This window comes from Rhizobacter sp. P5_A1, assembly GCF_056400745.1.
Window position 1 is genome coordinate 1 of the sequence record NZ_JBFUKR010000002.1, and the last position, 24920, is coordinate 24920.

Genomic DNA, 24920 nt, shown 5'->3' on the forward strand with positions numbered 1-24920 from the left:
CCGCCGGTGCGCCGCCGCTCGCGCCGCCACCGCCGCCACACGCGGCGAGCCACAGCGCCGACAGCGTCGCCAGCGCGCTGCGTCGATTGCCGCGGGTCATTCGGCCTCCGTCACGCGCCTGGGGGCTGCCCGCTCGCCGAGCGCGATGTCCAGCATCATCTGGTTCGCGAGCACTTCGACCTTGCGCCGCAGTGCATCGAGCGCGAGCGCCTTGGGCACGAGCAGATGGGCGGCCACCTTGAACGACGGCTTCGCGGACGCGCCCGCGCCGACGATCTCGGTGTGAATGTGCTCGATGCTGATGCCGCACTCGGCGAGGATCCCGGTCAATCGGCTGACGATGCCCGGCCGATCTTCGCCGACGAGTTCCAGGTCGATGCCGCGCAGCCCCTCGGGCGCCTGCGCGCCTTCGGTCCGCGCGATCGTCAGGCGCAGGCCCGACGAGCCGAGCGCGTCGAGCGCGGCGGCGAGCGCGTCGACATTCGCGCGCGGCACCTCGAAGTGGATCATCCCGGCGAACTCGCCGGCCAGATTCGCCAGGCGGCTGGCCGCCCAGCTGGCGCCGTGGCGCTGCGCGCAATCCGACAGGAGACGGACGATTCCCGGCCGATCGCGGCCCATCACGGTCACGATCAGCGAGGTCGTGGTCGACGGTTGATCTTCGGTCAGCACGATCGAGCGGCGGATCATCGGCGCGCGGGTCGCGAAGCGCTGGTCTTGCGCGAGGGCGGGCACTTCGCCGAGCTGCTGCGCATGGCGCACGACGCGCGCGAGCAGCGCGAGGCCCATCGGCGCGAGCGCCCGTTCCCACAGCTCGCGCGCGGTCTCGCCCTTGGCCACGAAACACCAGTCCTGCGCCGCGACGGCGCCCGCATCCCAGCCATCGGCGAGGTGGTAGATCGAACCGCCGGCGATCGCGTCGCCCTCGAGGATCGTCCATTCGACCGCGGCGATGCCGCGGTGTCGCGGCAGCAGCGACGGGTGATAGCCGATGCCGCCCAGGCGCGATCGAGCCAGCGCTTCGTTGCTGACGCGCGCGTGCGTGTGCGCGGCCAGGATCAGCTCGGTATCGGCCGGGATCGCTTCGCCCGGCACGATCTTCGGGTTGTCGAGCACGAGCACGTCGATCCCGAGCGCACGTGCCGCGGTCGCGAGCCGATCGTCCGCCGCCGGCACGACGACGCGGCTGAACTTCGCGACACCTTCGTTGTGCAAGGCTTCGAGCACCGTCGCCCCGAAAAAGCGCGAGCCGACCAGAACACACTTCATCGAGACACTCCCGAGCGGCCGAAAGACCGCCGCTGTGCGCAAGCCGCGCGGGCGCCTATCCTAAACGCCCGAACGCGGGGGCGCGCCGTCGTAGGCGCGCTGCAGCAGCGCGCGCAGCGGCCCGCGTTCCAGTGCTCGGGGGTTGGGATACGGCATGCTGGCCGCGAGATCGGCCGCGCGGTCCAGGCCGTCGGCCGGCATCCCGATCGCGGCCAGCGATGTCGGGGCGCCGTAGCGGCGCGCCAGCTGCTGCAGCGCAAGCGCCGCGTCGCCGGGGCCGCCGAGCGCGCTGGCGATGCGCGCCATCGCGTCGGGCGCCGCCGCGGCGTTGTAGGCCAGCGCGTGCGGCAGGATCACCGCATGCGTCTCGGCATGCGGCAGGTTGAAGCTGCCGCCCAGCGTGTGGCAGAGCTTGTGATGCAAGCCCATCGCGACACTGCCGAGCACGGTGCCGCACAGCCAGGCGCCGTACAGTGCGTCGGCGCGCGCCGCCAGATCCCTCGGATCGGCCTGCAGCGGCGCCAGCGCGGCGACGCAGGCGCGGATGCCCTCCTGCGCCATCAGCGCGACGATCGGGTTGCCATCGTGCGCGTACAGGCCTTCGGCGGCATGTGCGATCGCATTCAGCACGCTCGTCACGGTGGTTGCGAACGGCAGCGTCAGCGTCAGCTCGGGGTCGTAGATCACCGTTTTCGGCAGCACGCGCGGGTCGCGGCCGGTCTTCTTCAGGCCGCCTTCGGTGACGCCGTAGATCGAGGTCACCTCGCTGCCGGCGTAGGTCGTCGGAATCGCCAGGATCGGCAAGCCGGCGTCGAGCGCGATTGCCTTGCCGAGCCCGGTGGTCGAGCCGCCGCCGATCGCGACCGCGCAGTCGGCGCCGAGGCGCCGTGCCTCGGCGCGCGCTTCTCGGACGGTCTCGATCGGCACATGCATCACGGCGCGCGCGAAGACCCCGGCCGCCCTGGCACCCAGCAGATCGGCGATGCGCTGCGCGGCATCGGCCTGCCCGGGCGTGGAGAGCACGAGCGCGCGCGTGGCACCGAGCCGTTCGATCTCGCGCCCGAGCTGCTGCAGCGCGCCGGCGCCGAAGACGACGCGTGTCGGGGACGCCGTGTAGGTGAAGTTCTCCATGCGCGCGATTGCACCAGCCGCCGCGCGGCGTGGGAAGCGCCGGCGGCTGAAGAAGTGTTTTCCGCCGCGCGCCGCGTTGCTGCGGTGCGGCCCCGGTTGGCACGCGAATCGGCCGGTGCCATGATGGCCTCGCCCTTCGATGCACAGACAACGCGCGCGAGCGAGAACACCATGCTCTTCCCCACCACGATCGTCGGCAGCTTTCCCCAACCCGACTGGCTGATCGACCGCGAGAAGCTCGCCAGCCGCTTTCCGCCGCGCGTGCGCGCCCGAGAGCTCTGGCGCGTCGCCGAACCCTACCTGCAGCAGGCCTGGGAAGATGCCACGCTGCTGGCGATCCGGGCGCAGGAAGACGCCGGCCTCGACATCATCACCGACGGCGAGATCCGGCGCGAGAGCTACTCGAACCGCTTTGCGACCGCGCTCGAAGGCGTCGATCTCGACAACCCCGGCAGCGCGCTCGACCGCTCGGGCCACCCGAACCCGGTGCCGCGCATCGCCGGCAAGATCCGCCGCAAGCATGCGGTCGAGGTCGAGGACCTGCTGTTCCTGAAGCGGCACACGACGCGCAAGGTCAAGATCACCGTGCCCGGGCCGTTCACGATGAGCTGCCAGGCGCAGAACGACTTCTATGCGTCCGATGCCGACGCCGCGATGGACTACGCCGCGGCGGTCAACGCCGAGATCCGCGACCTGTTCGCCGCCGGCGCCGATGTCGTGCAGATCGACGAGCCCTACATGCAGGCGCGGCCCGAGAAGGCGCGCCAGTACGGGCTCGCAGCGCTGAACCGTGCGCTCGACGGCATCACCGGCACGACCGCGGTGCACATCTGCTTCGGCTACGCCGCGATCATCCACGAGCGGCCGAGCGGCTACTCCTTCCTGCCCGAGCTGCGCGGCTGCGCTTGCAAGCAGGTGTCGATCGAGACCGCGCAATCGAAGCTCGACTGCTCGGTGCTGGCACAGCTCGACGACAAGCAGATCATGGTCGGCTGCATCGACCTGTCGGACCTGGCGATCGAGACGCCCGAGCAGGTGGCCGCACGGATTCGGCGCGCGCTGCCCTTTGTGGCGAAGGAGCGCGTGATCCTGGCGCCCGACTGCGGCATGAAGTACCTGCCGCGCGAGGTGGCCGTCGGCAAGCTCGCAGCGATGGTCGCGGCGGCGAGGATCCTGCGCGTGGAGCATGGCGAAGGGTGACACATGAAAGACGATCAACAATTGATTCGTGAGCTCGTCGCCACCTGGATGGCCGCCACCAAGACCGGCGATGTCGACACCGTCCTGGGCCTGATGGCGGAAGATGCCGTCTTCCTCGTCCCCGGCCGGCCGCCGATGCGAAAGAGCGAGTTCGCGGCGGCCGCGAAGGCCCAGGCGGCACACGCGGCGCCGACGTTCGACGGCAGCAGCGAAATTCAGGAGATCAAGGTGCTGGGCGACTGGGCGTTCATGTGGGCGAAGCTCACGGTCACCGCCACGCCACCCGATGGCTCGCCGCCCAGCGCGCGGGCGGGGCACACGCTCAGCGTTCTCAAGAAGGAGAACGGCAAGTGGCTGCTGGCGCGCGACGCCAATCTGTTGGCGCCCGTTCCCAAGCCGCCCACCGAGGTGTCCCATGTCTAGCCGAACCGCCTCTTGTTCCTGCGGTCAACTCCGAATCGAAGTCGAAGGCGAGCCGCGCGGCGTCGGCGTGTGTCACTGCCTGGCCTGCCAGCGCCGGACCGGCAGCGTCTTCGCGACGCTTGCGGGCTTCGCCACGCCCTACAAGGTCTTCGGGACGGCCACCGAGTACGTCCGTACCGGCGACGCTGGTGCCCGCTTCAGGTTCAGGTTCTGCCCGGTCTGCGGATCGACCGTGTTCCACACCGAAGAGGGCTGCGAAGACGCGTGGGTGGCGGTGGCTGTCGGCGCGTTCGCCGACCCGGGCTTTCCTGCGCCCGAAGACTCGGTCTACGACTGCCGTCGCCATGCGTGGGTTCAATTGCCTGCCGGGATCACGAGCTACGACAGGAATCCGACCTAGCAGACGGCATCCGCCTCAGGCCGTCCAGCGCCTTTCGTAGTCCAGCTCCGCAAACTTCTCGACCAGAAAGTCGACGAAGCAGCGCACCTTGGCCGGCAGGTGGCGGCGCGTCGGGTAGGCGATGTTGATCGTCAGGCGCTGCAGCTCCCACTCCTGCAGCACCGGCACGAGGCGGCCGGCGACCACGTCGTCGTGGATGATGTACATCGGCTGCAACAGGATGCCCAGGTGCTTGATCGCGGCGGCGCGGATGACCTGGCCGTCGTTGGCCTCGAGCACGCCTTGCACCGGCAGCAAGGTCTCGGCGCCGTTGCGCATGAAGCGCATCTGGTGCGGCTGATTCGCCAGGTTGTAGATCAGCAGCCGGTGGTTCGCCAGTTCGTCGGGCGTGTGCGGCGTGCCGTGGCGCTGCAGGTATTGCGGTGACGCGGCCAGCACGCGCTTGGTCTCGGCCAGGCGGCGCACCGTGATCGCCGAGTCGTTCTCGAACTCGCGGTTGCGGATCGCGACGTCGATGCCGCTCTCGAGCAGGTCGTGGTAGCGGTTCGACGCGACGACCTCGATGCGCATCGCCGGGAAGCGTGCGTTGAACTCCAGCAGCAGCGGCGCGATCACGATCATCGAAAACGACAGCGAGGCCTGCACGCGCAACAGCCCGGCCGGCTTGAGCACCGCTTCGTTGACCGCGGTTTCGGCTTCGCGCAGCTCGCCGAGCAGCGGCTTGCAGCGCCGATAGAAGGCCTCGCCGACATCGGTCAGGAACAGGCGCCGCGTGTTGCGCTGCACCAGGCGTGCCGTCAGGCGCGTCTCGAGCGCGGCGAGGTGCCGGCTCGCCGCCGCGTTGCTCAAGCCCAGCGAGTCCGCGGCGCGCGACAGGCTGCCCAGTTCGGCGACCTGCACGAACAGTTCGATTTCGGTCAAGCGATCCATGTTTACCCGGAGTTTTCCTCTGCGCGGAAGAAAGCTTTGCTGCAGCGCGCTTTGACCTCCATGAGTGGAAGTCTAGAGTCGGCTTGGTGTCCTGTCGCACGGAACAACCCGGCATGCGCAACATCGACGAAGACAACATTACCCAGGCGGTGATCGCGCGCCACGCGGCGGCCGGCGACGCACGCGTGCGCGAAGTGATGACGAGCCTGGTGCAGCATCTCCATGCGTTCGCCCGCGAGGTCGCGCTGACCGAAGCCGAGTGGGCCGACGGCGTTCGCTTCCTCACCGAATGCGGCCAGCTCAGCAGCGGCGGGAGGCAGGAGCTCGCGCTGCTGTCCGACACGCTCGGCCTGTCGATGCTGGTCACGGCGCTGAATCATCGCAAGCCCAAGGGCTGCACCGAGGCGGTGTCGTTCGGGCCGTTTCATCCCGGCGGCGCGCCGCGTCATGCGCGCAGCGGCGCCGTCGATCACGCCGCCGGCGGCGAGCCCTGCTACGTGCGCGGCCGCGTGCGGGCCCTCGACGGCACGCCGATCGCAGGCGCCGAGGTGCAGGTCTGGTACGCCGACACAGACGCCGACGGCCCGAACGACGGCCCATCGCGCACGACGCTCGCCAGCGATGCCGACGGCCGCTTCCACTTCAAGTCGATCGTCGCCGAGCCCTGCCCGATCCCGCACGACGGCCCGGTCGGGCGCATGCTGCAGGCGCTCGGTCGCCACCCGTGGCGCCCTGCGCACCTGCACTTCATGATCACTGCGCCGGGTTACCAGCGGCTCGTCACGCACGTGTTCCGCAAGGGAGACCGGTACCTCGACTCCGATGCCTTGTTCGGCGTGCGCAGCTCGCTGGTGGCCGACTGGGTGCACCATGCATCGGGCCGCACGCCCGACGGCCACACCAGCGCGGCGCCGTTCACCACGCTGGATTTCGCGTTCGTTCTCAACGCCACTACAACGACATCCACAGGAGACAAGACATGAACAGCCATCCGTTGAACCGCCGCACCGTTCTCGGCGCCGGCATCGCCGGCCTCGCCGCCGCGTCGGGACTGTCGCAAGCGCAGGGCTCGCAGCCGATCCGCATCGGCGGCACGCTTGCACTGACGGGGCCGCTGTCGGCGACCGCGCAGATCCACAGACTCGTCGGCGAGATCTATGTCGAGCAGGCCAACAAGCGCGGCGGCTGGCTCGGCCGACCGCTCGAGTGGATCCTGAAGGACGACCAGTCCAAGCCCGACCTGGCGCGCACGCTGTATGAACAGCTGGTGACGGCCGACAAGGTCGACCTGCTGATGGGGCCCTATGCCACCGGCGCGATCCTGTCGGCGATGGGTGTCGCGCAGCGCTACAACAAGGTGCTGGTGCATCACACGCTGGGGGTGCCGTCGCTGGCGAAATACGAGTTCGCGTTTCCGGCCTGGTCGCTCGGCTCCGATCCGGCCGTGACCGTGCCCAACACGCTGTTCGACGCGCTCGCCGCGGGGCCGAAGCCGCCGAAGACGGTGGCCGTCGTGACGAGCAAGTTCCCGTCGATCCAGTTCATGTCGGCCGGTGCACGCGAGGTGCTGAAGAAGCGCGGCCTGACCGAGGTGCTGTTCCTCGAGTGGGACTTCGGCAACCGCGACTTCGGACCCATCGCGAACCGCATCAAGGATGCCAAGCCCGACTTCGTCTGGGTCGGCGCGATCGGCCTCGACGGCAACCTGCTGCTCGATGCGATGAAGAAGATCGAGTACCAGCCGCCGCAGCACTTCTACCTGTACCCCGCCCCCGGCCCGCTGGTCTCGATGCCCGAGGCGAAGAACGCGCTGTCGGTGACGATCTTCGAGGAGCAGCCCCCCTTCAGCAACGCACCCGGCGCGGCCGAGTTCATCAGGCTGTACCACGAGCGCGCGATTGCCGCGAAGCTGCCCGACCCCTCGGTCGAGGTGCAGGCCGGCGCGTCGTACACCGCCTGGCAGATCCTCGAGGCGGGCGTGACCGCGACCAAGAGCCTGGACGACAAGGCGATCGGCACCTGGCTCAAGGCCAACCGCGTCGACACGATCCAGGGCAAGCTGCGCTTCAACGGCGCCGGCAACTACGGCGACGACCTGATGCGCATCAAGCAGGTCCAGAACGGCCGCTGGACCGTCGTCTACCCGAAGGAGTTCACGTCCGGCGGCGCCACGCTGCTGGCCTCCTGACGCGCCATGTCCGGCTTCACGCTGCCGAGCGCCAGCCTGCTGGCGCAGAGCATTCTCTCGGGCATCTTCGTCGGCGCCCTCTACGGCCTGCTTGGGCTCGGCCTGAGCCTGTCGTGGGGGCTGCTGCGGCTGATCAACCTGGCGCACTTCGCGTTCGCTTTCCTGGCCGCCTACCTGTGCTACCAGATGGCGACGATGGGCATGGACCCGCTGCTCACGCTGGTCGTGATCGTGCCGCTGTTCTTCGCGATCGGCGCCGCGCTGCATGCCGCGATGGCGCGCTTCGCGATCACGCCGTTCAATTCGCTGCTGGTGACCTTCGGGCTGACCGGCCTCGTCGAAGCCTTGATCCAGACCGTCTGGACCGCCGACTTCCGCAAGCTCGAATCGGGCTACGGCGAACACCGCTTCAAGATCGCGGGCCTGTTCGTGCCGCTGCCCGAGCTGATCACCTTGGTGCTGGCCGTGGGCCTGTCGTTCGCGGTGTGGGCGGTGCTGCGCCACACCGACCTCGGCAAGGCGCTGCGCGCCTCCGCCGAGGACTCAGCCGTAGCCGCCGCGTTCGGCATCCACCAGCAACGCAACGCGCTGCTGCTGGCCGGCACCTGCTCGGCGCTGGCCAGCGTCGCCGGCGTGTGCCTCGCGCTCGGCTTCACGCTTGCGCCGTCGCAGATCTACGCGTGGATCGGCGTCGTCTTCGCCGCGGTGATGCTGGGCGGCCTGGGCCGCGCGCTGGCACCGCTGATCGCCGGCGTCGTGATCGGCGTCAGCGAAGCGGTGACGATGGCGGTGACCGCGCCCTCGTGGGCGCCGCTGGTGTCGTTCACGCTGCTGATCGCGATTCTCTTGCTGCGACCGGGGCGGGCCGCATGAGTGCTTCCTTGAATGAGTCCTCCCCGGGAGGGGCGCCGCTGGCGGCCCGGCAGAGCCGGATCCGCGGCGTCCGCTTGGGGGCTCACCGAACCCCTGCGGCCATCGTCGCGATCGCCATCGCGCTGGCCTTCGTGCCGCGCCTCGGCCTGCCGGCGTTCTACGACTCGCTGCTGTACCTGATCCTGCTCTGGATCGTGCTGGCGACCTCGTGGAACATCCTGTCGGGCTACGCGGGCTACTTCTCGTTCGGGCACGGCGCGTTCTTCGGCGCCGGCCTGTACACGACGAGCACGCTGCTGTCGCGCTGGAACTGGCCGTTCCTGTGGACACTGCCGGTCGCCGCCGCGGTGGCCTGCGTGCTCGGCGTCGCGCTCGGTGCGATCGTGTTTCGCGTCAGGGGCATCCGCGGCGAGGTCTATGCGCTGCTGACGCTGGCGGTCACCTTCGTGATCGGCACGATCGTCGTCAACACGCCGATCGACGGCGGCAACGGCGTGTCGCTCGCGGCCGTGCCGGTGCCGGCGATCGGCCCGAGCGCGTCGTCGACCTTCTACCTGCTCGCACTCGCCGCGGCGACGCTGACGATGCTGGTCGCATGGGGCGTCGCGGTGTCGAAACTCGGCGTCGGCCTGTTCGCGATCCACGACGACGAGGACGCCGCCGAGGTGATGGGCGTGCCGACCTACCGCTACAAGCTGATCGCGCTGGCGATCTCGTGCTCGCTCGCCGGCGTGGCCGGCGGCATCCACGCGCTGTTCCTGAACTACGTGACGGTCGGCGAGGTGTTCACGATCACCGTGCCGCTCACCGTCGTGCTGATGAGCGTGCTCGGCGGCACGCGCCACTGGGCCGGGCCGGCCGTCGGTGCGGTCGCGATCACGCTGCTGCTGTACAGCTTCACCGCGGCGAATTACGCGGTGGCGGGCAAGGCGATGGTCGGCGTGATCCTGATCGCGGCGATCCTGTTCATGCCCGATGGCATCCTGCCGCGGCTGCAGCGCGTCTTTGCGCGGCGAAGCGGGCCGGTGCCGTTGCCCGCAGCGTCGGCACCGCTGCCGGTGCGGTCGGTCGCCGTCGCGCCGGGCGAGGTGCTGCTCCGCGCACGCGGCCTCGCCAAGTCGTTCCGCGGCGTCAAGGCACTCGCCGGCGTCGACGTGGAAGTGCGGCGCGGTGAAATCCTCGGCCTGCTGGGCCCGAACGGCTCGGGCAAGTCGACCTTCATCAACGTCGTCAGCGGCCATTACCTGCCGACCGGCGGCAGCATCGTGTTCGAGGGCCAGGAGCTGGCCGGCCGCGAGGCGCACCGCATCGCCAGCGCCGGCATCTCGCGCACCTACCAGATTCCGCGGCCCTTCGGCCACCAGACGGTGCTCGACAACGTCGCGTTGGCCACCCTGTTCGGCGGCGGCGTCGCGTCGCCCGCGGTGGCACGCCGCGAGGCGATGGCCTGGCTGACCTTCACCGGGCTGCACGAGAAGGCGCACGCGCACCCCGCCGACCTGAACCTGCATCAGCGCAAGTTCCTCGAGCTCGCGCGCGCCCTCGCCTCGCGCCCGCGCCTGGTGCTGCTCGACGAGGTGCTGTGCGGCCTGACGCCGAGCGAGATCGACAGTGCGGTGGCGCTGGTGCGGCGCATTCGCGACCAGGGCTCGACGGTGGTCTTCGTCGAGCACGTGATGCGCGCGGTCATGGCGCTGACCGACCGCGTCGTCGTGTTCGACCATGGCGTGCTGCTCGCCGAAGGCCCGGCCGCCGAGGTGATGCAGCGCCCCGAGGTGATGACGGCCTACCTCGGCCAGCCGCAGGCCGTGCCCGAGCGGCCGGAGCCGGCGCCGGCTGCGCCGCAGGCGAAGCTGCTCGACGTGCACGACCTGCAGGTCGCCTACGGGCAGGCGCCTGCGCTGTGGGGTGTCTCGTTCGAGCTGCGCGAGGGCGAGCTGCTGTGCGTCGTCGGCCCGAACGGCGCCGGCAAGACGACGCTGATCAATGCCATCGCGGGCCTGCAGCGTGCGCGCGGCGGCCGCATCGTGTTCGAAGGGCGCGAGATCGCCGCGCTGCCGCCGCACCGCTTCTGCGAGGCCGGCATCGCGATCGTGCCCGAGGGGCGGCGGCTGTTCGGCGCGATGAGCGTGCGCGAGAACCTCGAGATCGGCAGCGTGCTGCCGGCGGCGAAGGCGCGGCGTGCCGAGTCGCTCGACGCGGTGCTGGCGCTGTTCCCGGCGCTCGAGCCGAAGCTGGCGCAGGCGGCCGGCGAACTCTCGGGCGGCCAGCAGCAGATGGTCGCGATCGGGCGCGCGCTGATGGCACGACCGCGCCTGCTGCTGCTCGACGAGCCCTCGCTCGGCCTGTCGCCGCTGATCGTGGGCGAGATGTTCGGCGCGATCCGCCGCATCAACCAGGAAGGTACCGCGGTGCTGCTGGTGGAGCAGAACGTCTCGATGGCGCTGCGCGTCGCCGACCGCGCCTACGTGCTGGAGCAAGGCCGCATGGTGGCCGAGGGCACGCCCGACGCCTTGATGCAGCGCGACGAGATCCGTCGCGCCTACCTGGGCGTGTGAGGGCGTGATGATCTACGTGCTGCACCTGCTCGACCGATCCGACGGCGCCGCGTTGCGCCAGCAGGTGCGCCCCGAGCACAAGGCCTACCTCGGTGCGGTCGCCGATCGCATCGCCTTCGCCGGCCCGCTGATGGCCGACGACGGCGTGACGATGATCGGCAGCCTGCTCGCGATCGAGTTCGAGAGCCGCGCCGCCGTGCGCGCCTGGCTGGACGACGAGCCGTTCACGCGCGCCGGCCTGTATGCGAGCGTCGCGGTGCACGCCTTCGTGAACCTGTGGCCGCAGAAGGCCGGCTTTGCGCCCGCGGCCTGACGACCATGCTGAAGCACATCGTCATGTGGAACGTGCGCGGCGACGACGCCGCGACCCGTGCGCGCCACATCGCGCAGGTGAAGACCGCGTTCGAGTCGCTGCGCGGCCGGGTGCCCGGCCTGGTGCACGTGGAGGTCGGCGTCGACGAGAGCCGCATCGACTACGCCTGCGACGTGGTCCTCTACACCGAGTTCGATTCGCGCGAAGCGCTGGCCGCGTATGCCGACCATCCGGAGCACCTGCGCATCAAGCGTGCGCTGGGCGACCTGCGTATCGCCCGCCACCAGGTCGATTACGACGCCGGCGGCACGGCCACCAGCGAACCGATTGCGCGCGAAGGCGCAACAACCCCCACCGCCGGGTCTTGCGTGGCGGATGCCCAACCACAACCAGGAGACACCGATCATGTGCAGACTCTGCGATGAAGGCCGCCCGCAACGGCACTGGGATTCGAGGCGCGGCTTCCTGAAGGCCACCGCCGCGGCCGCAACGATGGCCAGCGCCGGCGGTCTCGCGCTGTTCGCGCCGCGCCCGGCGCGCGCGAACGAGGGCGCGGCGCCCGAACACAGCGGCCATTTCGGTCGCCGCTACCTGATCCGCGGCGGCGCGGTGATGTCGATGGATCCCAAGGTCGGCGATTTCGCGCAGGCCGACGTGCTCGTCGAAGGCAAGAAGATCGTCGCCGTCGGCCCCAGCCTCGCGGCCCCCGGCATCCCGGTGATCGATGCGCGCGGGCGCATCGTGATGCCGGGCTTCATCGACACGCACCATCATCAGTTCGAGACCGCGCTGCGCAGCTTTCTCGCCGACGGCATCCTGATCAACGACGGCTCCAACACGCCGAGCGGCAACCAGACCTACTTCGAGTACATCCTCTCGCGCTTCGCGCCGGTGTACCGGCCGCAGGACGTCTACATCAACGAGCTGTTCGGCGGCCTGAGCCAGCTCGACCACGGCGTCACGACGGTGCACGACATCTCGCAGATCCACCACACGCCGCAGCACTCCGACGCGGTCGCACAGGCCCTGTTCGACACCGGCCGGCGTGCCGCGCTGGGCTACTTCGAAGGCGCGGGCTCGACGCACAGTGCGGCCTACGCCTACCCGCAGGACGCGACGCGCATGGTCAACAAGTGGTTCTCGTCGAGCGACCAGCTGGTGCACATGATCATGGGCGGCGAGGTCTACCTCGGCGCGCCGACCTACACGCAGTCGTGGACCCTCGGCCGGCAGCTCGGCCTGCAGGTTGCGGCGCACATCCTGTCGCCGTTCGGCATCCGGCCGATCATGGACCTGCTCGCGCAGGGCAAGGGCGGCGTCAACGGCGACATCGGGCTCGGGCCGGACAACCTCTTCGTGCACATGACCGGCATGTCCGACCTGGCCTGGCAGCGCGTGAAGGACGTCGGCGCCAATGTCTCGCTCGCGGTGCCGATCGAGATGAACATGCGCCACGGCACGCCGCCGATCCTGAAGATGCAGAGTCTGGGGCTGGAGCCCTCGCTCAGCGTCGACGTCGAATGCACGATGACGGCTGACTTCTTCACGCAGATGCGGTCGATGATGACGATGCAACGCATGATGGTGAACCAGATGATCCTGGACCCCGGCTTCGCGAGCGGCAACTGGTGGCCCACGCCGCCGGCCGGCACGCCGGCGCTGCTGAACACGCGCGACGTGCTGCGCTACGCGACGATGAACGGTGCGAAGCACCTGCGCCTGGATCACAAGGTCGGCTCGCTGACGCCGGGCAAGGAGGCCGACATCATCATCCTCGACGCGCAGGCGCTGAACGTCGCGCCGCTGAACCAGGTGCCGGGGGCGGTGGTCTCATTGATGGACCGCGGCAACGTCGAGACCGTGATCGTCGCGGGCAAGGTGCGAAAGTGGAAGGGCCGCCTGCTCGACGCCGACATCTCGCGCCTGCGCCAGGAGCTCGAGGCCTCGCGCGACTACGTGTTCGCCGCGGCCGGCATCCCGCAGAATCTTTTCAACCCCAACTGAGCGCGCGACCCCGCGGCCCGACCTGCAACACCGAGACCCGCATGAACCAGCACCAGACCTCCGACATCACCCAGGCCGTGCTCGACCGCCTGGGCGACGACACCGACCCGCGCTTTCGCGAGATCATCACCGGCGTCGTGCGCCATGCGCACACGCTGGTGCGCGAGCTCGACCTGAAGCCCGACGAGTGGATGAACGCGATCCAGTTCCTCACCAAGGTCGGCCAGACCTGCGACGACAAGCGGCAGGAGTTCATCCTGCTGTCGGACACGCTGGGCATCTCGATGCTGGTGGTGCAGCTCGAGCAGGCGCGCCGCTCGGCGCAAGCGCTGGCCGACCGGAGCGCGCGCGTGCAGCCCACCGAAGCCACGGTGCAGGGCCCGTTCTACTGGGAGGGCGCGCCGGTGCTGCCGCTGGGCAGCGACATCGGCCACGGCATGCCGGGCGAGCCGTGCCACTACAGCGGCCGCATCACCGACACGCACGGCGCGCCGATCGCGCGCTGCTGCGTCGATGTGTGGTCGGGCGACGGCGAAGGCGTCTACGACATGCAGAAAGGCGGCGACGCCGGGATGGCGCTGCGCGCGCGCTTCCATACCGACGACGACGGACGCTACCGCTTCTGGTCGATCAAGCCGACCTTCTACCCGGTGCCCGACGACGGCCCGGTCGGCGACATGCTGCGCGCGATGGGCCGGCACCCGAACCGGCCCGGTCACATCCACATGATGGTCTACCGCGACGGCTACGTGCCGCTGACCACGCACCTGTTCGCCGCCGACAGCCCGTACCTCGACTCGGACGCTGTGTTCGGCGTGCGCGACAGCCTGGTCGTCCCGTTCGAGCGCCACGAACGCGGCACCGCGCCCGACGGCCGCACGCTGGACCGGCCGTTCTATTCCGCGCAATACGACTTCGCGCTCGCACCGGCCTGAGTCGGTCCTGGCAATCGAAAGCACCCCATGAAGATCGGCAAGGCCACCGTTCCCGAATCGGCGATCTGCACCTACGACGAAGAGACCATCGTCGTGCGCGGCGCCGACCTCTGCGAAGACCTGATCGGCAAGCTCGGCTTCGTCGACTACTTCCACCTCCTCGTCACCGGGCGCCGGCCCGACGCGATCGCGAGCCGCGTGCTCGACGCCACGCTGGTGGCGATCGCCGAGCACGGCCTGGTGCCGAGCGTGCAGGCCAGCCGCATGACGCTGGCGGCCGCGCCCGATGCGATCCAGGGCGCGGTGGCGGCCGGCATCCTGGGTTGCGGGTCGGTGATCCTCGGCGCTTCCGAGACCGCGGGCCGACTGTTCCTGCGCGTCGATGCGCTCGCGAAGGAGAAGTCGCTGTCGCTCGAAGACGCCGCCCGCGAGGTCGTGCGCGAGCTGCGCGAACGCAAGGAGGCGATCCCCGGCTACGGCCACCCGCAGCACAAGGCGCGCGACCCGCGGGTCGCGCGCCTGTTCGCGGTGGCGGCCGAAGCCGGCGCGACGATGCATTTCGTGCGCATCGCCGAGGCGATCGAATCGGTGCTGCCCGCGCTGACCGGCCGCGACCTGCGCCTCAACGTGTCGGCCGCGATCCCCGCGGTGCTGCTCGACGTCGGTTTCCCGGCCGAGGCACTGAAGGGCGTGCCGATCCTGGCGCGCTGCGCCGGGCTGATCGGCCACCTGACCGAGGAGCTGAGCCACCCGATCGGCTTCGCGCTGTCGTACCAGGCGACGCGCGAGCAGCACTACACCGGCGAGCTGCCGCCGGGCTTCACGCCGAAGACAGCGGTCTGAGGAAACACGACCCATGAGCAAGGTTCTCGCAGGGGTGCGCGTGGTCGAGCACGGCACCTTCATCACCGGCCCGGCGGCCTCGATGCTGCTCGCCGACCTCGGCGCCGAGGTCATCAAGGTCGAGCAGCCGGCCGGCGACCCGTTCCGCGCGTTCCGCGGCGGCCTGTACAGCCCGCACTACCAGACCTACAACCGCAACAAGAAGAGCGTCACGCTCGACACGCGGCAGAAGGACGACCTCGCGCGCTTCGAGGGGCTGGTCGCCGAAGCCGACGTCTACATCCAGAACTTCCGACCCGGCGTGGCCGAGAAGATCGGAGCCGGCGAGGCGCGGCTGCGCGAGCTCAACCCGCGCCTGATTTACTGCGCGATCAGCGGCTTCGGGCCCGACGGCCCGGCCGCCGCGCGGCCGAGCTACGACACCGTCGCACAGGCGGCGAGCGGCTTTCTGAAGCTGTTGATCAACCCGGCGAATCCGCGCGTCGTCGGGCCGGCGCTGGCCGACGCAATCACCGGCTTCTACGCGGCCTACGGCATCCTCGGTGCGCTGTACGAGCGCGAGAAGCAGAAGACCGATCGGGGTCGCCCGAACTCCGAAGGCGGCGCCCGGGGGCGCCGCGTCGAAGTGTCGATGTTCGAGGCGATGACGCACTTCAACCTCGACGCGTTCACGCACCTGTTCTCCGAAGGCGAAGTGATGGGGCCGTTCAGCCGGCCGAGCGTCTCGCAGAGCTACGTGCTGCCCTGCGCGGGCGGCAAGTGGATCGCGCTGCACATGTCGTCGCCGCCGAAGTTCTGGGAAGGCCTCGCGAGCGCGATCGAGCGACCGACATTGTTCGAAGACCCGCGCTTCGCGACGCGCGAGGCGCGCATCGCGCACCAGAGCGAGCTGATCGAATTGCTGAGCGCGATCTTCCGCACCCGCGAGCGCGCCGAGTGGTGCCGCCGCCTGGAGGCGCTCGACGTGCCGTACGCGCCGGTGTACGACACGAACGAGGTGCCCGACGATCCGCAGGCCAGGCACCTGCAGCTCTTCGTCGATGCGGCGCACCCTGCCGATCCGCAGGGCGGCCGCTGGCGCACCGTGCGCTCACCGGTGAGCTTCGACGGTGAGCGGGCGCTCGAAGTCACCGCGCCGCCCCTGCTCGGCGACCACAACGAGGCGCTGCGTTCGGGCGTATCGCCGTGGACGCCACGCGCGCCCGAGTGAGCGCGCCGGTTCGCTGCGCGAACCGCTACTGCACCGAGATCGCCGTCGACACCGGCGTCGCATCGAAGATCAGCTTCGACGGCCAGGCCGGCCAGGTCACGCCGAGCGCCGCCGGCGCGTTCGGATCGCCGCTGCGCGCGAACGCAGCGAGGCTGGCCATCATCGCCTGCGACAGCGCGAGCCGGCCCGGGCGATTGGCCGTGGAGTTCGCGATGTTCGAGAACAGCGACGGCCCGAAGTTGCCGAAGAGGAACGCCAGGTCGAAGGCGTGCGCGGCGCCGTAGATGTCGTTGAACGGGGCCGGCTCCTGGTCCCAGTCGAAGCGGTAGTACCAGACCTCGTTCTGCTGCGATTTCAGCGCGGCCAGCACGTTGTCGGCGGCCGCGACGAGGAAGATCTGGTTCAGCAGCTCGGTCTTCGCGTTGAAGCCGGTCACCGGCGTCGTGACCGGCAGATAGGCGGCCGGAATCCACTGCCCGATCGTGATCTGCGGCGGCGCATCGGGCTGGTAGGCCTGCTGGATGTCGAACAGCTGCTTGTCGGTGACGAGGCGGCCGCTCGGCCCGCCGAACAGCGTCAGGAAGGTCGGGAACAGCTTGCCTTCGTCGCGCGTGTTGCTCGCGAGCACCGGCACGTGCGCGTAGTTGCCGGCGGCGATCGCGGCGATCGGATCGACCGGCAGCATCGCGCCGTCGGGAATCGGCCCGGAGCCGGCCAGCCCGAGCGGGCCGAGCTTGGTCAGCAGCGTGAACAGCAGCGTCGCCGGCGTCTTCGAGCGCAGGTAGGCCGCGACCTGCGCGGCCGGTTGGCTCGCGACCCAGGCGGTCGCGCCGGCGAGGTCGGGCGCCAGGCCGTCGGCGATCACCAGGCTGTACAGCAGCCGGTTGCCCTGGGTCAGGTAGAACGACGCGGGGTTCAGCGTCGGCAGGCGGCCGGGTGGCAGGTTGGTCGCGAGCGAGATGCCGCCGCTCAACGGTGCCGCGCGATGGAACAGCCGCGGGCGGGCCTCGACGGTGCTCGGCGTCGTCAGCAGTGCATAGACATCGATCGCGCCGGCCGACTGGCCCATCAGCGTGACGTTGGTCGGGTTGCCGCCGAACTTGGCGATGTCGTGCTGGATGAACTTCAGCGCCTTGATGATGTCCTGCAGCGCGAAGTTGCCCGAGTCTTCCTGCGCGTCGGTGCCCGACTTGAGTTGCGGCACGTCGAGAAAGCCGAAGATGCCGAGTCGGTAGTTGACGCTGACGACGACCGCGTCGGCCGCCTTCGCCAGCGCCGCGCCGTCGTAGACCGGGTCGGCGGTGTAGCCCGAGACATTGCTGCCGCCGTGCACGAAGACGATCACCGGCCGGCCGCCGCGCCGATCGGCCGGGCGCCAGATGTTCAGGTACAGGCAATCCTCGCTGCCAACGGCCTGGTTCAGCGTCGTGCCGATCGTCGCGTCGTAGCGGTTGTTCGCGCCGGGACCGTAGATGCGCCCGTATTGAACGCAGGCATTGCCGAACTGCTGCGCGGGCCGCGGCGCGGCCCAGCCGTCGGGGTCGACCGGCGCCTTCCAGCGCAGATCGCCGACCGGCGGCTTCGCGAACGGCACGCCCTTCCAGGCATAGGTGCCGGTGGCGGAAGAGTCGTCGACGCCGACGACCGCGCCGAAGCGGGTCTGTCGCTCGACGACCGGCGAGGCGCCTTGCGCCGAGGCCGTGGCCTGCCACGCGAAGGCAGCGCACGCGACAAGGAGTGAGATTCTTTGCATTTCGTCGGCTCCCGTTGGTTCGGGCCTGACGGTACGGGCCAACTTGTGCCGGCCCCCATCGGACAAACCCTGAGCGAGCCGAGCGCATCCACCCGTTCGCGGGGAGGCCCAGAATACCGAGCCGATCCGGCGCATGGAGTGCTCATGAAAAGACGTCAGCTTCTGACCGCGGCGGCCGTGGCCGCGTCCGTCCCGGTGTCCGCCGGCGCCGAGTCGAGTACCCGGCGCGGGCTTTCCATCCTCACGGTCAGCGGCGCGATCGGCAAGACGAACCGCGGGCCGCTGGACCCGGCGCTCGATCAGCTGATGGTCAAGCACGGTGCCGGCTTCGAACGCGCGTTCGAGTTCGATTCGGCGCTGCTCGGCCGGCTGCCGGCGATCACGATCGAGCCGACGCTCGAATACGATGCGCGCCCGCACAAGCTCAGCGGCCCGCTGCTGAGCTCGGTGGTCGAGGCCGCCGGCGTGCGCCCGAATGCCTCGGTGGTGCTGGCCCTGCGCGCGCTCGATGGCTACACGATCGCCATCAGTCTGGCCGACGCGCGCAGCTACCGGATGATCGTCGCCGACCGCATCGACGGTCATCCGATGCGCATCGGCGGCCTCGGGCCGCTGTGGGCCGTCTACGACGCCGACCGCGTGCCGGCCTTCAGGGACAAGCCGCTGAAGGAGCGCTTCGCGATGTGCCCGTGGGGCCTGTACGCGATCGAGGTCAAAGCGGTCTGAGCCGCTACGGGGCTTGCAGGCGTCGAAGCAGATCCGGCGTCGGGTAACCGTCGGCAGGCACGCCGATGCTGCGCTGGTAGCGACGCAGCCCGTCGCGCGTGGCCGGACCCAACATCCCGTCGGGCGTGCCGCTGGCGAAGCCGCGCTGGTTCAGCGCCGTCTGCAACGCCAGCAACTCGCTGCGCGACAGCGCCGGCAGATCGCGCGGCCACGGCGCCTGCACGCCCGGACCACCGAGCAGGCGCTGCGCCAGCAGGCCGACCGCGAGTGCGTAGCTCGCCGAGTTGTTGTAACGCAGGATCGCGCGGAAGTTGCGCCCGACCAGGAAGGCCGGCCCGCGCGCACCGGCCGGCAGCAGGATCGCGGCATCGGTCAACTCCGGCAACGTCGCGCCGTCGATCGTGCGCACCCCCTCGGCGGCCCACTGCGCGCTGGACTGGCGCAGCGCGTCGTCGGCGCGGCCGGGATCGAAGCCCGGCGGCAACCGGACCTCGACCGACGATGGCTGCCCCGCCTGCCAGCCCGAGCGCGCCAGGAAGTTCGCGGTCGACGCGATGACGTCGGCCATGCTGCCCCAGACATCGCGCCGGCCATCGCCGTCGGCGTCCACCGCGTAGGCCAGAAAGTTCGACGGCAGGAACTGCGTCTGGCCCATCGCGCCGGCCCACGATCCGACCATGTCGGCGCGGGCGATGTCGCCGCTCTGCAGAATCTTCAACGCCGCGAGCAACTGGCCGCGCGCCCAGTCCTCGCGCCGGCCCTCGAAGGCCAGGGTCGCGAGCGCGTCGATGGTCGGCGTGTCGCCGTAGTTGCTGCCGAAGTTGCTCTCGATGCCCCAGATCGCAACGATGACGTTCGCTGGCACGCCATAGCGAGCGGCCGCGGCATCGGCCACGCCGCGCAGCTGCGCCAGCTTGTCCTGACCCGTCGCGACGCGTTGCGGCGTCACGGCGCTGTCGAGGTAATCCCAGACCGTGCGCGTGAACTCGGGCTGCACGCGATCCTGCTCGACGACGCGCGGCAGGTACTGCACACCATCGAGCGCGGCATTCAGCGTCACGGCGTCGATGCCGGCGGCGCGCGCGCTGGCGCGGAAGCCGGCGACCCAGCGCGCGAAGCCTTGGCGCAGCGCTGCCTCGTCGGTCGCGGCCTGGATCGGCGGCGCACCGACGGCCGGCAGAGGCGGCGGCGTCTGGGCTTCGCTCGACGGCGCCGCGGCGCAGCCCGACAGGGCCGCCAGCAGCAGCAGCAGCGCGATCGAAGCGGGCCGACCGCGTCGCGGCGGCGGAGAAATGAGTCTGTGCATCCTTGGATTTTCGCCGACGACCCGCGTGGGCTTGCCGGTCACCCGATGCAGATCTTGCCCACCAGCACCGACACCGCCATCTTCACGCCTTCGCGCAAGATCACGACCTGCAGCAAGGCGCCTGGCGTGTGGGCATCGCGCCAGACACTCGGGTTCAGCACGATGTCATCGTGCCGCAGGCCGGCCCGGGATGCCGGGGTGTCGTCGCCGACGAGAATGATGCGCTCCGAGCCCGGGTCGGCGGTGACCCCGACCCCGATGTAGCTGCTGCCGGCGCACACGAGTCCGCTCGTTGTCGACAGGCCGGGACTGATGTCGACGCTGACGATCTGCTCGCCTGCGCCGTGGAGCCTGTCGGCGGTGGCTTCCTGCTCGGCCGGCGGTTGCGGTGGCGGCCTGACCGCGCTGGGTGCGGCGCGCATCAGCGCGAACACGATCAGCAGGTGCAGCAGCACCGTCAAGATCGCAGCGATGGCACGGGACTCGGCGTGCATCGAATCATTCTGCGCCTGAAGCGAGTGCCTTCAGAACTTGCCCAGCGACATCACTTGTTCGCACACATGATGCGAACACCACCGCCCGTGCGCAACCCGTCCTTGCGCCGCGCGAAGTAGCGCAGGTTGAGATCGTCCGGCGTGGCACTCGCTGCGGAACTGAAACCCAGCTCGAGCAGCTGACTCTGCAACTGCGCGGGATCGAAGGTCGACAACCATGGCTCACCGAGCGCCGCAATCTGCAGCTCGAGGACTTCACTGACCACGCGCTCGATCGGGTTGAGCATCGTCGGCGGAACGCGGTAGTCGAAGCACAGGCAGCTGCCCGCGGCAAAGCCGGCCACCGTGCCGAGTGTCCTCAGCACCGCGTCGGCCGTCAGGTACATGGTCACGCCCATCCAGCTGACGCAGGCCGGCTGGTCGCCCCGAAACCCCGCCTGCCGCAGCGCGCCGCCCAGATCGTCGCGCTCGAAGTCCACTGGCACGAAAGTCAGCGACGCAGGCACGCCGATGCCGGCCTCGGCCAACAGCTGCTGCTTCCAGCGCTGTGTGCCCGCATGGTCCACCTCGAACACCCGCAGGCCCTCATCGCCATAAGGATTGCGATACGCGAAGGTGTCGAGACCGGCGCCCAACAAGACGTACTGGCGCGCGCCCGCCGCCACGCAGCGCGAGAGCTCATCCTCGACGAACCGGCTGCGCACGACCAGTGCGCCGCGAAGGCCCCGCGACATCGGATCGTTCAGCACGAACGGATCGTCCCGCAGCGCGGCCTCGGCGGACGCGCCCAGCAGAGGCAGCGCCATCGGATCCGCGAAGACCAGAGGCTCGTCGAGCAACTGGTGCACAGCGCGCAACGAGGCAACCGTCAGCGCCGAGCGGCTCGGCTCGCCCTGGCGAACGATGTTGGTCGGCAACGTGGACATCGGGAACCTCCTGGTGAAGTAGACATCCGATCGTCCACCCTCACGTTGCGTGAGGGTCAAGGGCCGCGGCCCGCCACACGTAGCGCCGTACTTCCGGCGTGAAGGCCGTTCCAGCTTGGAGCAGCGGCTCGTTCTCGTAGGCCGCGAGCAGCTTTGCGCGCAAGGTGGCGTCGTGGCCCACCATCCGGTCCAGCAGAGCTTGCCATTCGCGCGCCAGCTGGCGTGCTTGCGCGGAATGCGGCGGCACGCCATCGGCCATCAGGCGCTCGACGCGCTCTGCGAGTGCGCGCCACTCTGGATCCAGTGTCTTGTCCAGGCGCTGCAGTTCGTCCGCACTGATGTACTTGGCAACCACAGCGAGCCGCAGCTGAATCGCCTGGTCGATGTACCCCAGCAAGGCGCGATCCATCCCGCTGGGCAGCGGCAGACCGGGCTGCTCGCGAAACATGCTGCCCCAGCGCTTCAGAAGCGCGATGTCGCCGTTCATCCAGCGCGCCGACACGTCGATCCATCGCCGCGCCAGCGGCTGCAACTCGATCGAATCGGGCGCCACGGCGCGTTCCATCGCGTCGCGGATCGCCTGCAACAATGGTGGCCACTCGGCCTCGATGCGCTTCCACCGCTCGAAGACGAGCTTGAGCTCGCCAGCGCTGAAATACTGCTCGAACGTGCTCATCATCGACAGGCTGGCGAGCCAGTCGTCGATCTCCGGCTGACCACCCCTCGCGAGGATCATTTGCATCACGCGGAGCCGCTCGCGCAATGCCTGGGCCTGCGCGATCTCCTGATCCAGCGTCCCGATCTGCTGCGCAAGGATGGCCGGTAGCGTCACAGCGCCGCCGTCAAGCAACTGCGCCACATCGCCAAGCGCCAGGCCCATGCGGCGCAGGGTCTGGATGCCATGCAGTCGCGCAACATCGTCACGGCTGTACAGCCGATAGCCGCTGTCGGAGCGCCCCGAGGGTCGCAGCAAACCGATGCTGTCGTAGTGATGCAATGCGCGCACGGTCAGACCGGTGCGCTTGGCCAGTTCGCCGACTTTGAGGAGCATGCGGTGAGTATCCATGCACGGCGCGCCAGCCATTCGGAGACACCGAGGAACTCAGGTCTTGCGGCGCCGACGGAGTCCCTCTGACATCCTTGATGGAGGCGTCAAGGTTGACGCCGGCGCGCGCTCCGTGAGTGGTCGGTCGCGAATGACTCCTTGCGCGTCAAGGTGCTTTCGCATAAGCCGCCATGAACACCCGCACCGCCTCCCGCAGCAGTGCCCTGTCTTCCCTCGCGTCGGGCATTTCGAGCATCAGCAGCCCGCGGATGTGGCCATCGCCAAGGAACATCGACAGGAACAGATCCGCCGCCTGCCGCGGGTGCCGTACGTTGAGCGCGCCCTGCGCATCGGCGCGACGCAGATAGGCCGCCAGGTCGCCGATCAGCCTGTCGGCCCCCTGCCTGTAAAAGGCGCGGCACGCCTCGGGCTGTGACCCTGCAGCGCCGTAGAGCGAGCGAAACTGGCCCAGCGCCTCCGCTTCGCGCGCCAGCGCCAGGAATTGCTCTCCGACGGCCAGCAGAGCCTTCTGAGGCTGCGCCGGGTCCAGCGCTTCGACGCCGGCGACTCCGCCCATCACGCGGTCGGTGCGATCGCGAATCACCGCCTCGAACAGCCCTTCCTTCGAAGCGAAGTGGCTGTAGATGGTCATCTTCGAGACGCCCGCGTCGGCGGCGATGGCGTCGACGCTGGCCCGCTCCAGGCCGTGCGCATTGAAGTGGCTGTGCGCGGCTTCCACGATGCGCCGCAAGCGCTCGGGGTCGCGCGGCCGGCCGCGACGCGGTGGGGACTCGACTTGCTTCTCGGTTCGGGGCATCGGCGTCTTTTCTGTACTTGACAGTCCATTATATGTCACTATACTTACTGGACTAAATCGTACAGTATATGAAGCCTTTCACAACGCCCGCCTCGCACCGCCATCGCCAGTCCGGTGTCCGACCGATCCTCCTCGTGCCGGCCGCCGCGGCGCTGGCGATCCTGTCGGCCTGCTCGGTGCCGCCACTGCAGCCGCCGGCGCCTTCGGTGCCGCTGTCCGCCGCATTCACGCAGGCCGGGTCGGCTGGCGCCGCTGTCTTCGATGGCGCCTGGTGGGCCGGCTACGGCGATGCGACGTTGACCGCACTGGTCGAAGAGGGATTGATCGCCAACCAGGATGTGGCGATCGCGCTGCAACGTGTCGCCCAGGCTCGCGCCGCACGCGATGCTCAGGCATCGCGTCTGTGGCCCACCGTGGGTGTGCAGGCGTCCGCCTCGCGCAGCGACAGCGGACTGCCCGCACCGGTCAAGCAAGGCATGCCAGATGCGCGTGCACTGCGCGCGGGCGTCGATGTGGCGTGGGAGATCGACCTGGCCGGTGGCGTGCGTGCGGCGCGCGACGCGGCGCAGGCCGATGCCGCCGCCGCAGCGGCCGGTGTGGAAGGCGCACGGCTGCTGCTGGCCAGCGAGGTGGCGCGGCAATATTTCGTGCTCCGAAGCGCCGAGGAGCGTCTGCGCATCGTGCAAGCCCTCGCCGCGGCCCAGCGCGAGACGGCCAACCGCGTCGCCAGCCGTCAGCGCGAAGGCGAGGCCAGTGCCTTCGACCTGGACCGCGCGCGCGCCGAGGCCAACGCGCTCGATGCGCAGGTACCTCCGTTGCGGACGCTGGCGGGCATCTCGCAGACGCGGCTGGCCGTGCTGCTGGGCCGCAACCCGTCGGCCCGCGTCGTCGGTGAGAACGCAGGCTTCGCATGGCCTGGGGCGCGCGAGATCGGCACCGGCCAGCCCAGCGAACTGCTGCGGCGTCGTCCCGACCTGATCGCTGCCGAGTCGCGCGTCGCGGCCGAGACGCTGCGCGGCGCGGAGGCGCGAGCCCAATATTGGCCCAAGCTCTTCCTGAGCGCCCTGTTCGGCCGCGAGGACCTGCGGCTGAATGCGCTGGATCTCGCGCCGGTGCACTTCTCGAACGTCGCGCTGGCCTTTGCCGCGCCGATCTTCAACGCCGGCCGCATCGACGCCGGCATCCGCACGCAGTCCGCGCGGGCCGACGAGGCGCTGCTGGTCTGGCAGAAGGCGGTGCTCGTCGCCGTGCAGGAGGTCGAGGACAGTCTGCTCGTGCGCGCCCAGGAGGCCGAACGAGCCGCTGCGCTCGCCAGCACGGTCGACCACCGCCGCCGTTCGCTGCAACGCGCGCAATCGCTGCAGCGTGAAGGACAGATCGACCTGCTGGTGCTGCTGGATGTGCAGCGATCGGTGCTGTCCAGCGAACTCGCACTGTCGGACAGCCGCCTGCAGCAGGTGCTGGCCGACCTGCAGCTCTACAAGGCGCTGGGCGGCGGCTTCGTGCCGGCCAACGCCGACCGCACTGCCATGACTTCGCCTGCCGAGAGGACCCCTCAGTGAACAGAACTTCCCCC

At 69.7% G+C, this 24920-nt stretch carries 24 protein-coding genes; 15 read left to right on the top strand and 9 right to left on the bottom strand.

From position 1 onward, the window contains the following. Nucleotides 1-96: 96 nt before the first annotated feature. Both AC1DTW_RS01820 and AC1DTW_RS01825 read right to left on the bottom strand, forming a co-directional pair. Entirely contained in the window at nt 97-1269 is a 1173-nt protein-coding gene (locus AC1DTW_RS01820; RefSeq protein ID WP_477978525.1) for an ACT domain-containing protein, read from the bottom strand. 60 nt (nt 1270-1329) lie between these two features. Next, a complete protein-coding gene (locus tag AC1DTW_RS01825; protein WP_477978527.1) occupies nt 1330-2400 on the bottom strand; it encodes a maleylacetate reductase in 1071 nt (356 codons plus the stop codon). Between the two features lie 171 nt (nt 2401-2571). On the opposite strand from AC1DTW_RS01825, the gene AC1DTW_RS01830 reads away from it, so the two are divergent. The 3 genes from AC1DTW_RS01830 to AC1DTW_RS01840 are packed head-to-tail and all read left to right on the top strand — an operon-like array spanning nt 2572 to nt 4423. Beyond that, nucleotides 2572-3600 carry a uroporphyrinogen decarboxylase family protein gene (locus AC1DTW_RS01830; protein ID WP_477978529.1) on the top strand — a complete coding sequence of 343 codons (1029 nt, stop codon included), beginning with the start codon at nt 2572-2574 and terminating at the stop codon, nt 3598-3600. Nucleotides 3601-3603: 3 nt separating this feature from the next. Next, nucleotides 3604-4023 carry a YybH family protein gene (locus AC1DTW_RS01835; protein WP_477978531.1) on the top strand — a complete coding sequence of 140 codons (420 nt, stop codon included), beginning with the start codon at nt 3604-3606 and terminating at the stop codon, nt 4021-4023. Next, complete coding sequence (locus AC1DTW_RS01840) at nt 4016-4423, top strand: GFA family protein (RefSeq protein ID WP_477978533.1); 408 nt, start codon at nt 4016-4018, stop codon at nt 4421-4423. Before AC1DTW_RS01835 ends, AC1DTW_RS01840 begins: the two co-directional genes overlap by 8 nt. 15 nt (nt 4424-4438) lie before the next feature. On the opposite strand, the gene AC1DTW_RS01845 is transcribed toward AC1DTW_RS01840, so the two are convergent. Continuing rightward, entirely contained in the window at nt 4439-5353 is a 915-nt protein-coding gene (locus tag AC1DTW_RS01845) for a LysR family transcriptional regulator (protein ID WP_477978535.1), read from the bottom strand. Nucleotides 5354-5466: 113 nt separating this feature from the next. On the opposite strand from AC1DTW_RS01845, the gene AC1DTW_RS01850 reads away from it, so the two are divergent. From AC1DTW_RS01850 to AC1DTW_RS01895, 10 genes are read left to right on the top strand one after another with little or no spacing between them, the layout of a single operon-like run. Next, on the top strand, nt 5467-6336 hold the full coding sequence (locus tag AC1DTW_RS01850; RefSeq protein WP_477978537.1) for a dioxygenase family protein: 870 nt from the start codon (nt 5467-5469) through the stop codon (nt 6334-6336). Continuing rightward, nucleotides 6333-7541 carry an amino acid ABC transporter substrate-binding protein gene (locus AC1DTW_RS01855; RefSeq protein WP_477978539.1) on the top strand — a complete coding sequence of 403 codons (1209 nt, stop codon included), beginning with the start codon at nt 6333-6335 and terminating at the stop codon, nt 7539-7541. The genes AC1DTW_RS01850 and AC1DTW_RS01855 overlap by 4 nt, the downstream gene beginning before the upstream one ends. 6 nt (nt 7542-7547) lie before the next feature. Beyond that, nucleotides 7548-8414, top strand: a complete 867-nt coding sequence (locus AC1DTW_RS01860; RefSeq protein ID WP_477978541.1) for a branched-chain amino acid ABC transporter permease — start codon at nt 7548-7550, stop codon at nt 8412-8414. Between the two features lie 8 nt (nt 8415-8422). After that, a complete protein-coding gene (locus AC1DTW_RS01865; protein ID WP_477978543.1) occupies nt 8423-10972 on the top strand; it encodes a branched-chain amino acid ABC transporter ATP-binding protein/permease in 2550 nt (849 codons plus the stop codon). Between the two features lie 7 nt (nt 10973-10979). Continuing rightward, nucleotides 10980-11285, top strand: coding sequence for a YciI family protein (locus AC1DTW_RS01870; protein ID WP_477978545.1), 306 nt, complete (start codon nt 10980-10982; stop codon nt 11283-11285). A gap of 5 nt (nt 11286-11290) precedes the next feature. Then, the gene (locus AC1DTW_RS01875) at nt 11291-11710 is read left to right on the top strand and encodes a Dabb family protein (protein ID WP_477978547.1); all 420 of its coding nucleotides are present in this window, start codon (nt 11291-11293) and stop codon (nt 11708-11710) included. Next, on the top strand, nt 11691-13289 hold the full coding sequence (locus AC1DTW_RS01880; RefSeq protein ID WP_477978549.1) for an amidohydrolase family protein: 1599 nt from the start codon (nt 11691-11693) through the stop codon (nt 13287-13289). The genes AC1DTW_RS01875 and AC1DTW_RS01880 overlap by 20 nt, the downstream gene beginning before the upstream one ends. A gap of 41 nt (nt 13290-13330) precedes the next feature. Then, the gene (locus AC1DTW_RS01885; protein ID WP_477978551.1) at nt 13331-14224 is read left to right on the top strand and encodes a dioxygenase family protein; all 894 of its coding nucleotides are present in this window, start codon (nt 13331-13333) and stop codon (nt 14222-14224) included. 27 nt (nt 14225-14251) lie between these two features. Beyond that, nucleotides 14252-15067 carry a citryl-CoA lyase gene (locus AC1DTW_RS01890; protein WP_477978553.1) on the top strand — a complete coding sequence of 272 codons (816 nt, stop codon included), beginning with the start codon at nt 14252-14254 and terminating at the stop codon, nt 15065-15067. Between the two features lie 13 nt (nt 15068-15080). Next, on the top strand, nt 15081-16277 hold the full coding sequence (locus AC1DTW_RS01895; protein ID WP_477978555.1) for a CaiB/BaiF CoA transferase family protein: 1197 nt from the start codon (nt 15081-15083) through the stop codon (nt 16275-16277). 25 nt (nt 16278-16302) lie between these two features. Here AC1DTW_RS01895 and AC1DTW_RS01900 read toward each other — a convergent pair whose 3' ends face one another. After that, nucleotides 16303-18030 carry a carboxylesterase/lipase family protein gene (locus AC1DTW_RS01900; protein WP_477978557.1) on the bottom strand — a complete coding sequence of 576 codons (1728 nt, stop codon included), beginning with the start codon at nt 18028-18030 and terminating at the stop codon, nt 16303-16305. A 144-nt stretch (nt 18031-18174) separates the two neighbouring features. Between AC1DTW_RS01900 and AC1DTW_RS01905 the strand changes: the two genes are divergently transcribed. Then, nucleotides 18175-18756, top strand: a complete 582-nt coding sequence (locus AC1DTW_RS01905) for a putative pterin-binding protein (RefSeq protein WP_477978559.1) — start codon at nt 18175-18177, stop codon at nt 18754-18756. 4 nt (nt 18757-18760) lie between these two features. Here the strand turns inward: AC1DTW_RS01905 and AC1DTW_RS01910 are convergent, their stop codons facing one another. The 5 genes from AC1DTW_RS01910 to AC1DTW_RS01930 form a co-directional block, all read right to left on the bottom strand. Continuing rightward, complete coding sequence (locus AC1DTW_RS01910) at nt 18761-20062, bottom strand: lytic murein transglycosylase (RefSeq protein ID WP_477978561.1); 1302 nt, start codon at nt 20060-20062, stop codon at nt 18761-18763. Between the two features lie 38 nt (nt 20063-20100). Beyond that, complete coding sequence (locus tag AC1DTW_RS01915; protein ID WP_477978563.1) at nt 20101-20556, bottom strand: hypothetical protein; 456 nt, start codon at nt 20554-20556, stop codon at nt 20101-20103. A gap of 50 nt (nt 20557-20606) precedes the next feature. Beyond that, nucleotides 20607-21482, bottom strand: coding sequence for a class I SAM-dependent methyltransferase (locus tag AC1DTW_RS01920; RefSeq protein ID WP_477978565.1), 876 nt, complete (start codon nt 21480-21482; stop codon nt 20607-20609). Between the two features lie 40 nt (nt 21483-21522). Beyond that, nucleotides 21523-22533, bottom strand: a complete 1011-nt coding sequence (locus tag AC1DTW_RS01925) for a MerR family transcriptional regulator (RefSeq protein WP_477978567.1) — start codon at nt 22531-22533, stop codon at nt 21523-21525. A gap of 160 nt (nt 22534-22693) precedes the next feature. Then, complete coding sequence (locus tag AC1DTW_RS01930; protein ID WP_477978569.1) at nt 22694-23344, bottom strand: TetR/AcrR family transcriptional regulator; 651 nt, start codon at nt 23342-23344, stop codon at nt 22694-22696. 68 nt (nt 23345-23412) lie between these two features. Between AC1DTW_RS01930 and AC1DTW_RS01935 the strand changes: the two genes are divergently transcribed. Beyond that, nucleotides 23413-24906 (top strand): efflux transporter outer membrane subunit, encoded by a 1494-nt coding sequence (locus AC1DTW_RS01935; protein WP_477978571.1) that lies wholly within the window; start codon nt 23413-23415, stop codon nt 24904-24906. The last annotated feature ends 14 nt before the right edge of the window (nt 24907-24920 follow it).

Bases quoted from the DNA above. Each gene is read 5' to 3' on its own strand.
- AC1DTW_RS01820 (WP_477978525.1), bottom strand. From the start codon at position 1,269: ATGAAGTGTGTTCTGGTCGGCTCGCGCTTTTTCGGGGCGACGGTGCTC.
- AC1DTW_RS01825 (WP_477978527.1), bottom strand. From the start codon at position 2,400: ATGGAGAACTTCACCTACACGGCGTCCCCGACACGCGTCGTCTTCGGC.
- AC1DTW_RS01830 (WP_477978529.1), top strand. From the start codon at position 2,572: ATGCTCTTCCCCACCACGATCGTCGGCAGCTTTCCCCAACCCGACTGG.
- AC1DTW_RS01835 (WP_477978531.1), top strand. From the start codon at position 3,604: ATGAAAGACGATCAACAATTGATTCGTGAGCTCGTCGCCACCTGGATG.
- AC1DTW_RS01840 (WP_477978533.1), top strand. From the start codon at position 4,016: ATGTCTAGCCGAACCGCCTCTTGTTCCTGCGGTCAACTCCGAATCGAA.
- AC1DTW_RS01845 (WP_477978535.1), bottom strand. From the start codon at position 5,353: ATGGATCGCTTGACCGAAATCGAACTGTTCGTGCAGGTCGCCGAACTG.
- AC1DTW_RS01850 (WP_477978537.1), top strand. From the start codon at position 5,467: ATGCGCAACATCGACGAAGACAACATTACCCAGGCGGTGATCGCGCGC.
- AC1DTW_RS01855 (WP_477978539.1), top strand. From the start codon at position 6,333: ATGAACAGCCATCCGTTGAACCGCCGCACCGTTCTCGGCGCCGGCATC.
- AC1DTW_RS01860 (WP_477978541.1), top strand. From the start codon at position 7,548: ATGTCCGGCTTCACGCTGCCGAGCGCCAGCCTGCTGGCGCAGAGCATT.
- AC1DTW_RS01870 (WP_477978545.1), top strand. From the start codon at position 10,980: ATGATCTACGTGCTGCACCTGCTCGACCGATCCGACGGCGCCGCGTTG.
- AC1DTW_RS01875 (WP_477978547.1), top strand. From the start codon at position 11,291: ATGCTGAAGCACATCGTCATGTGGAACGTGCGCGGCGACGACGCCGCG.
- AC1DTW_RS01880 (WP_477978549.1), top strand. From the start codon at position 11,691: ATGTGCAGACTCTGCGATGAAGGCCGCCCGCAACGGCACTGGGATTCG.
- AC1DTW_RS01885 (WP_477978551.1), top strand. From the start codon at position 13,331: ATGAACCAGCACCAGACCTCCGACATCACCCAGGCCGTGCTCGACCGC.
- AC1DTW_RS01890 (WP_477978553.1), top strand. From the start codon at position 14,252: ATGAAGATCGGCAAGGCCACCGTTCCCGAATCGGCGATCTGCACCTAC.
- AC1DTW_RS01895 (WP_477978555.1), top strand. From the start codon at position 15,081: ATGAGCAAGGTTCTCGCAGGGGTGCGCGTGGTCGAGCACGGCACCTTC.
- AC1DTW_RS01900 (WP_477978557.1), bottom strand. From the start codon at position 18,030: ATGCAAAGAATCTCACTCCTTGTCGCGTGCGCTGCCTTCGCGTGGCAG.
- AC1DTW_RS01905 (WP_477978559.1), top strand. From the start codon at position 18,175: ATGAAAAGACGTCAGCTTCTGACCGCGGCGGCCGTGGCCGCGTCCGTC.
- AC1DTW_RS01910 (WP_477978561.1), bottom strand. From the start codon at position 20,062: ATGCACAGACTCATTTCTCCGCCGCCGCGACGCGGTCGGCCCGCTTCG.
- AC1DTW_RS01915 (WP_477978563.1), bottom strand. From the start codon at position 20,556: ATGCACGCCGAGTCCCGTGCCATCGCTGCGATCTTGACGGTGCTGCTG.
- AC1DTW_RS01920 (WP_477978565.1), bottom strand. From the start codon at position 21,482: ATGTCCACGTTGCCGACCAACATCGTTCGCCAGGGCGAGCCGAGCCGC.
- AC1DTW_RS01925 (WP_477978567.1), bottom strand. From the start codon at position 22,533: ATGCTCCTCAAAGTCGGCGAACTGGCCAAGCGCACCGGTCTGACCGTG.
- AC1DTW_RS01930 (WP_477978569.1), bottom strand. From the start codon at position 23,344: ATGCCCCGAACCGAGAAGCAAGTCGAGTCCCCACCGCGTCGCGGCCGG.
- AC1DTW_RS01935 (WP_477978571.1), top strand. From the start codon at position 23,413: ATGAAGCCTTTCACAACGCCCGCCTCGCACCGCCATCGCCAGTCCGGT.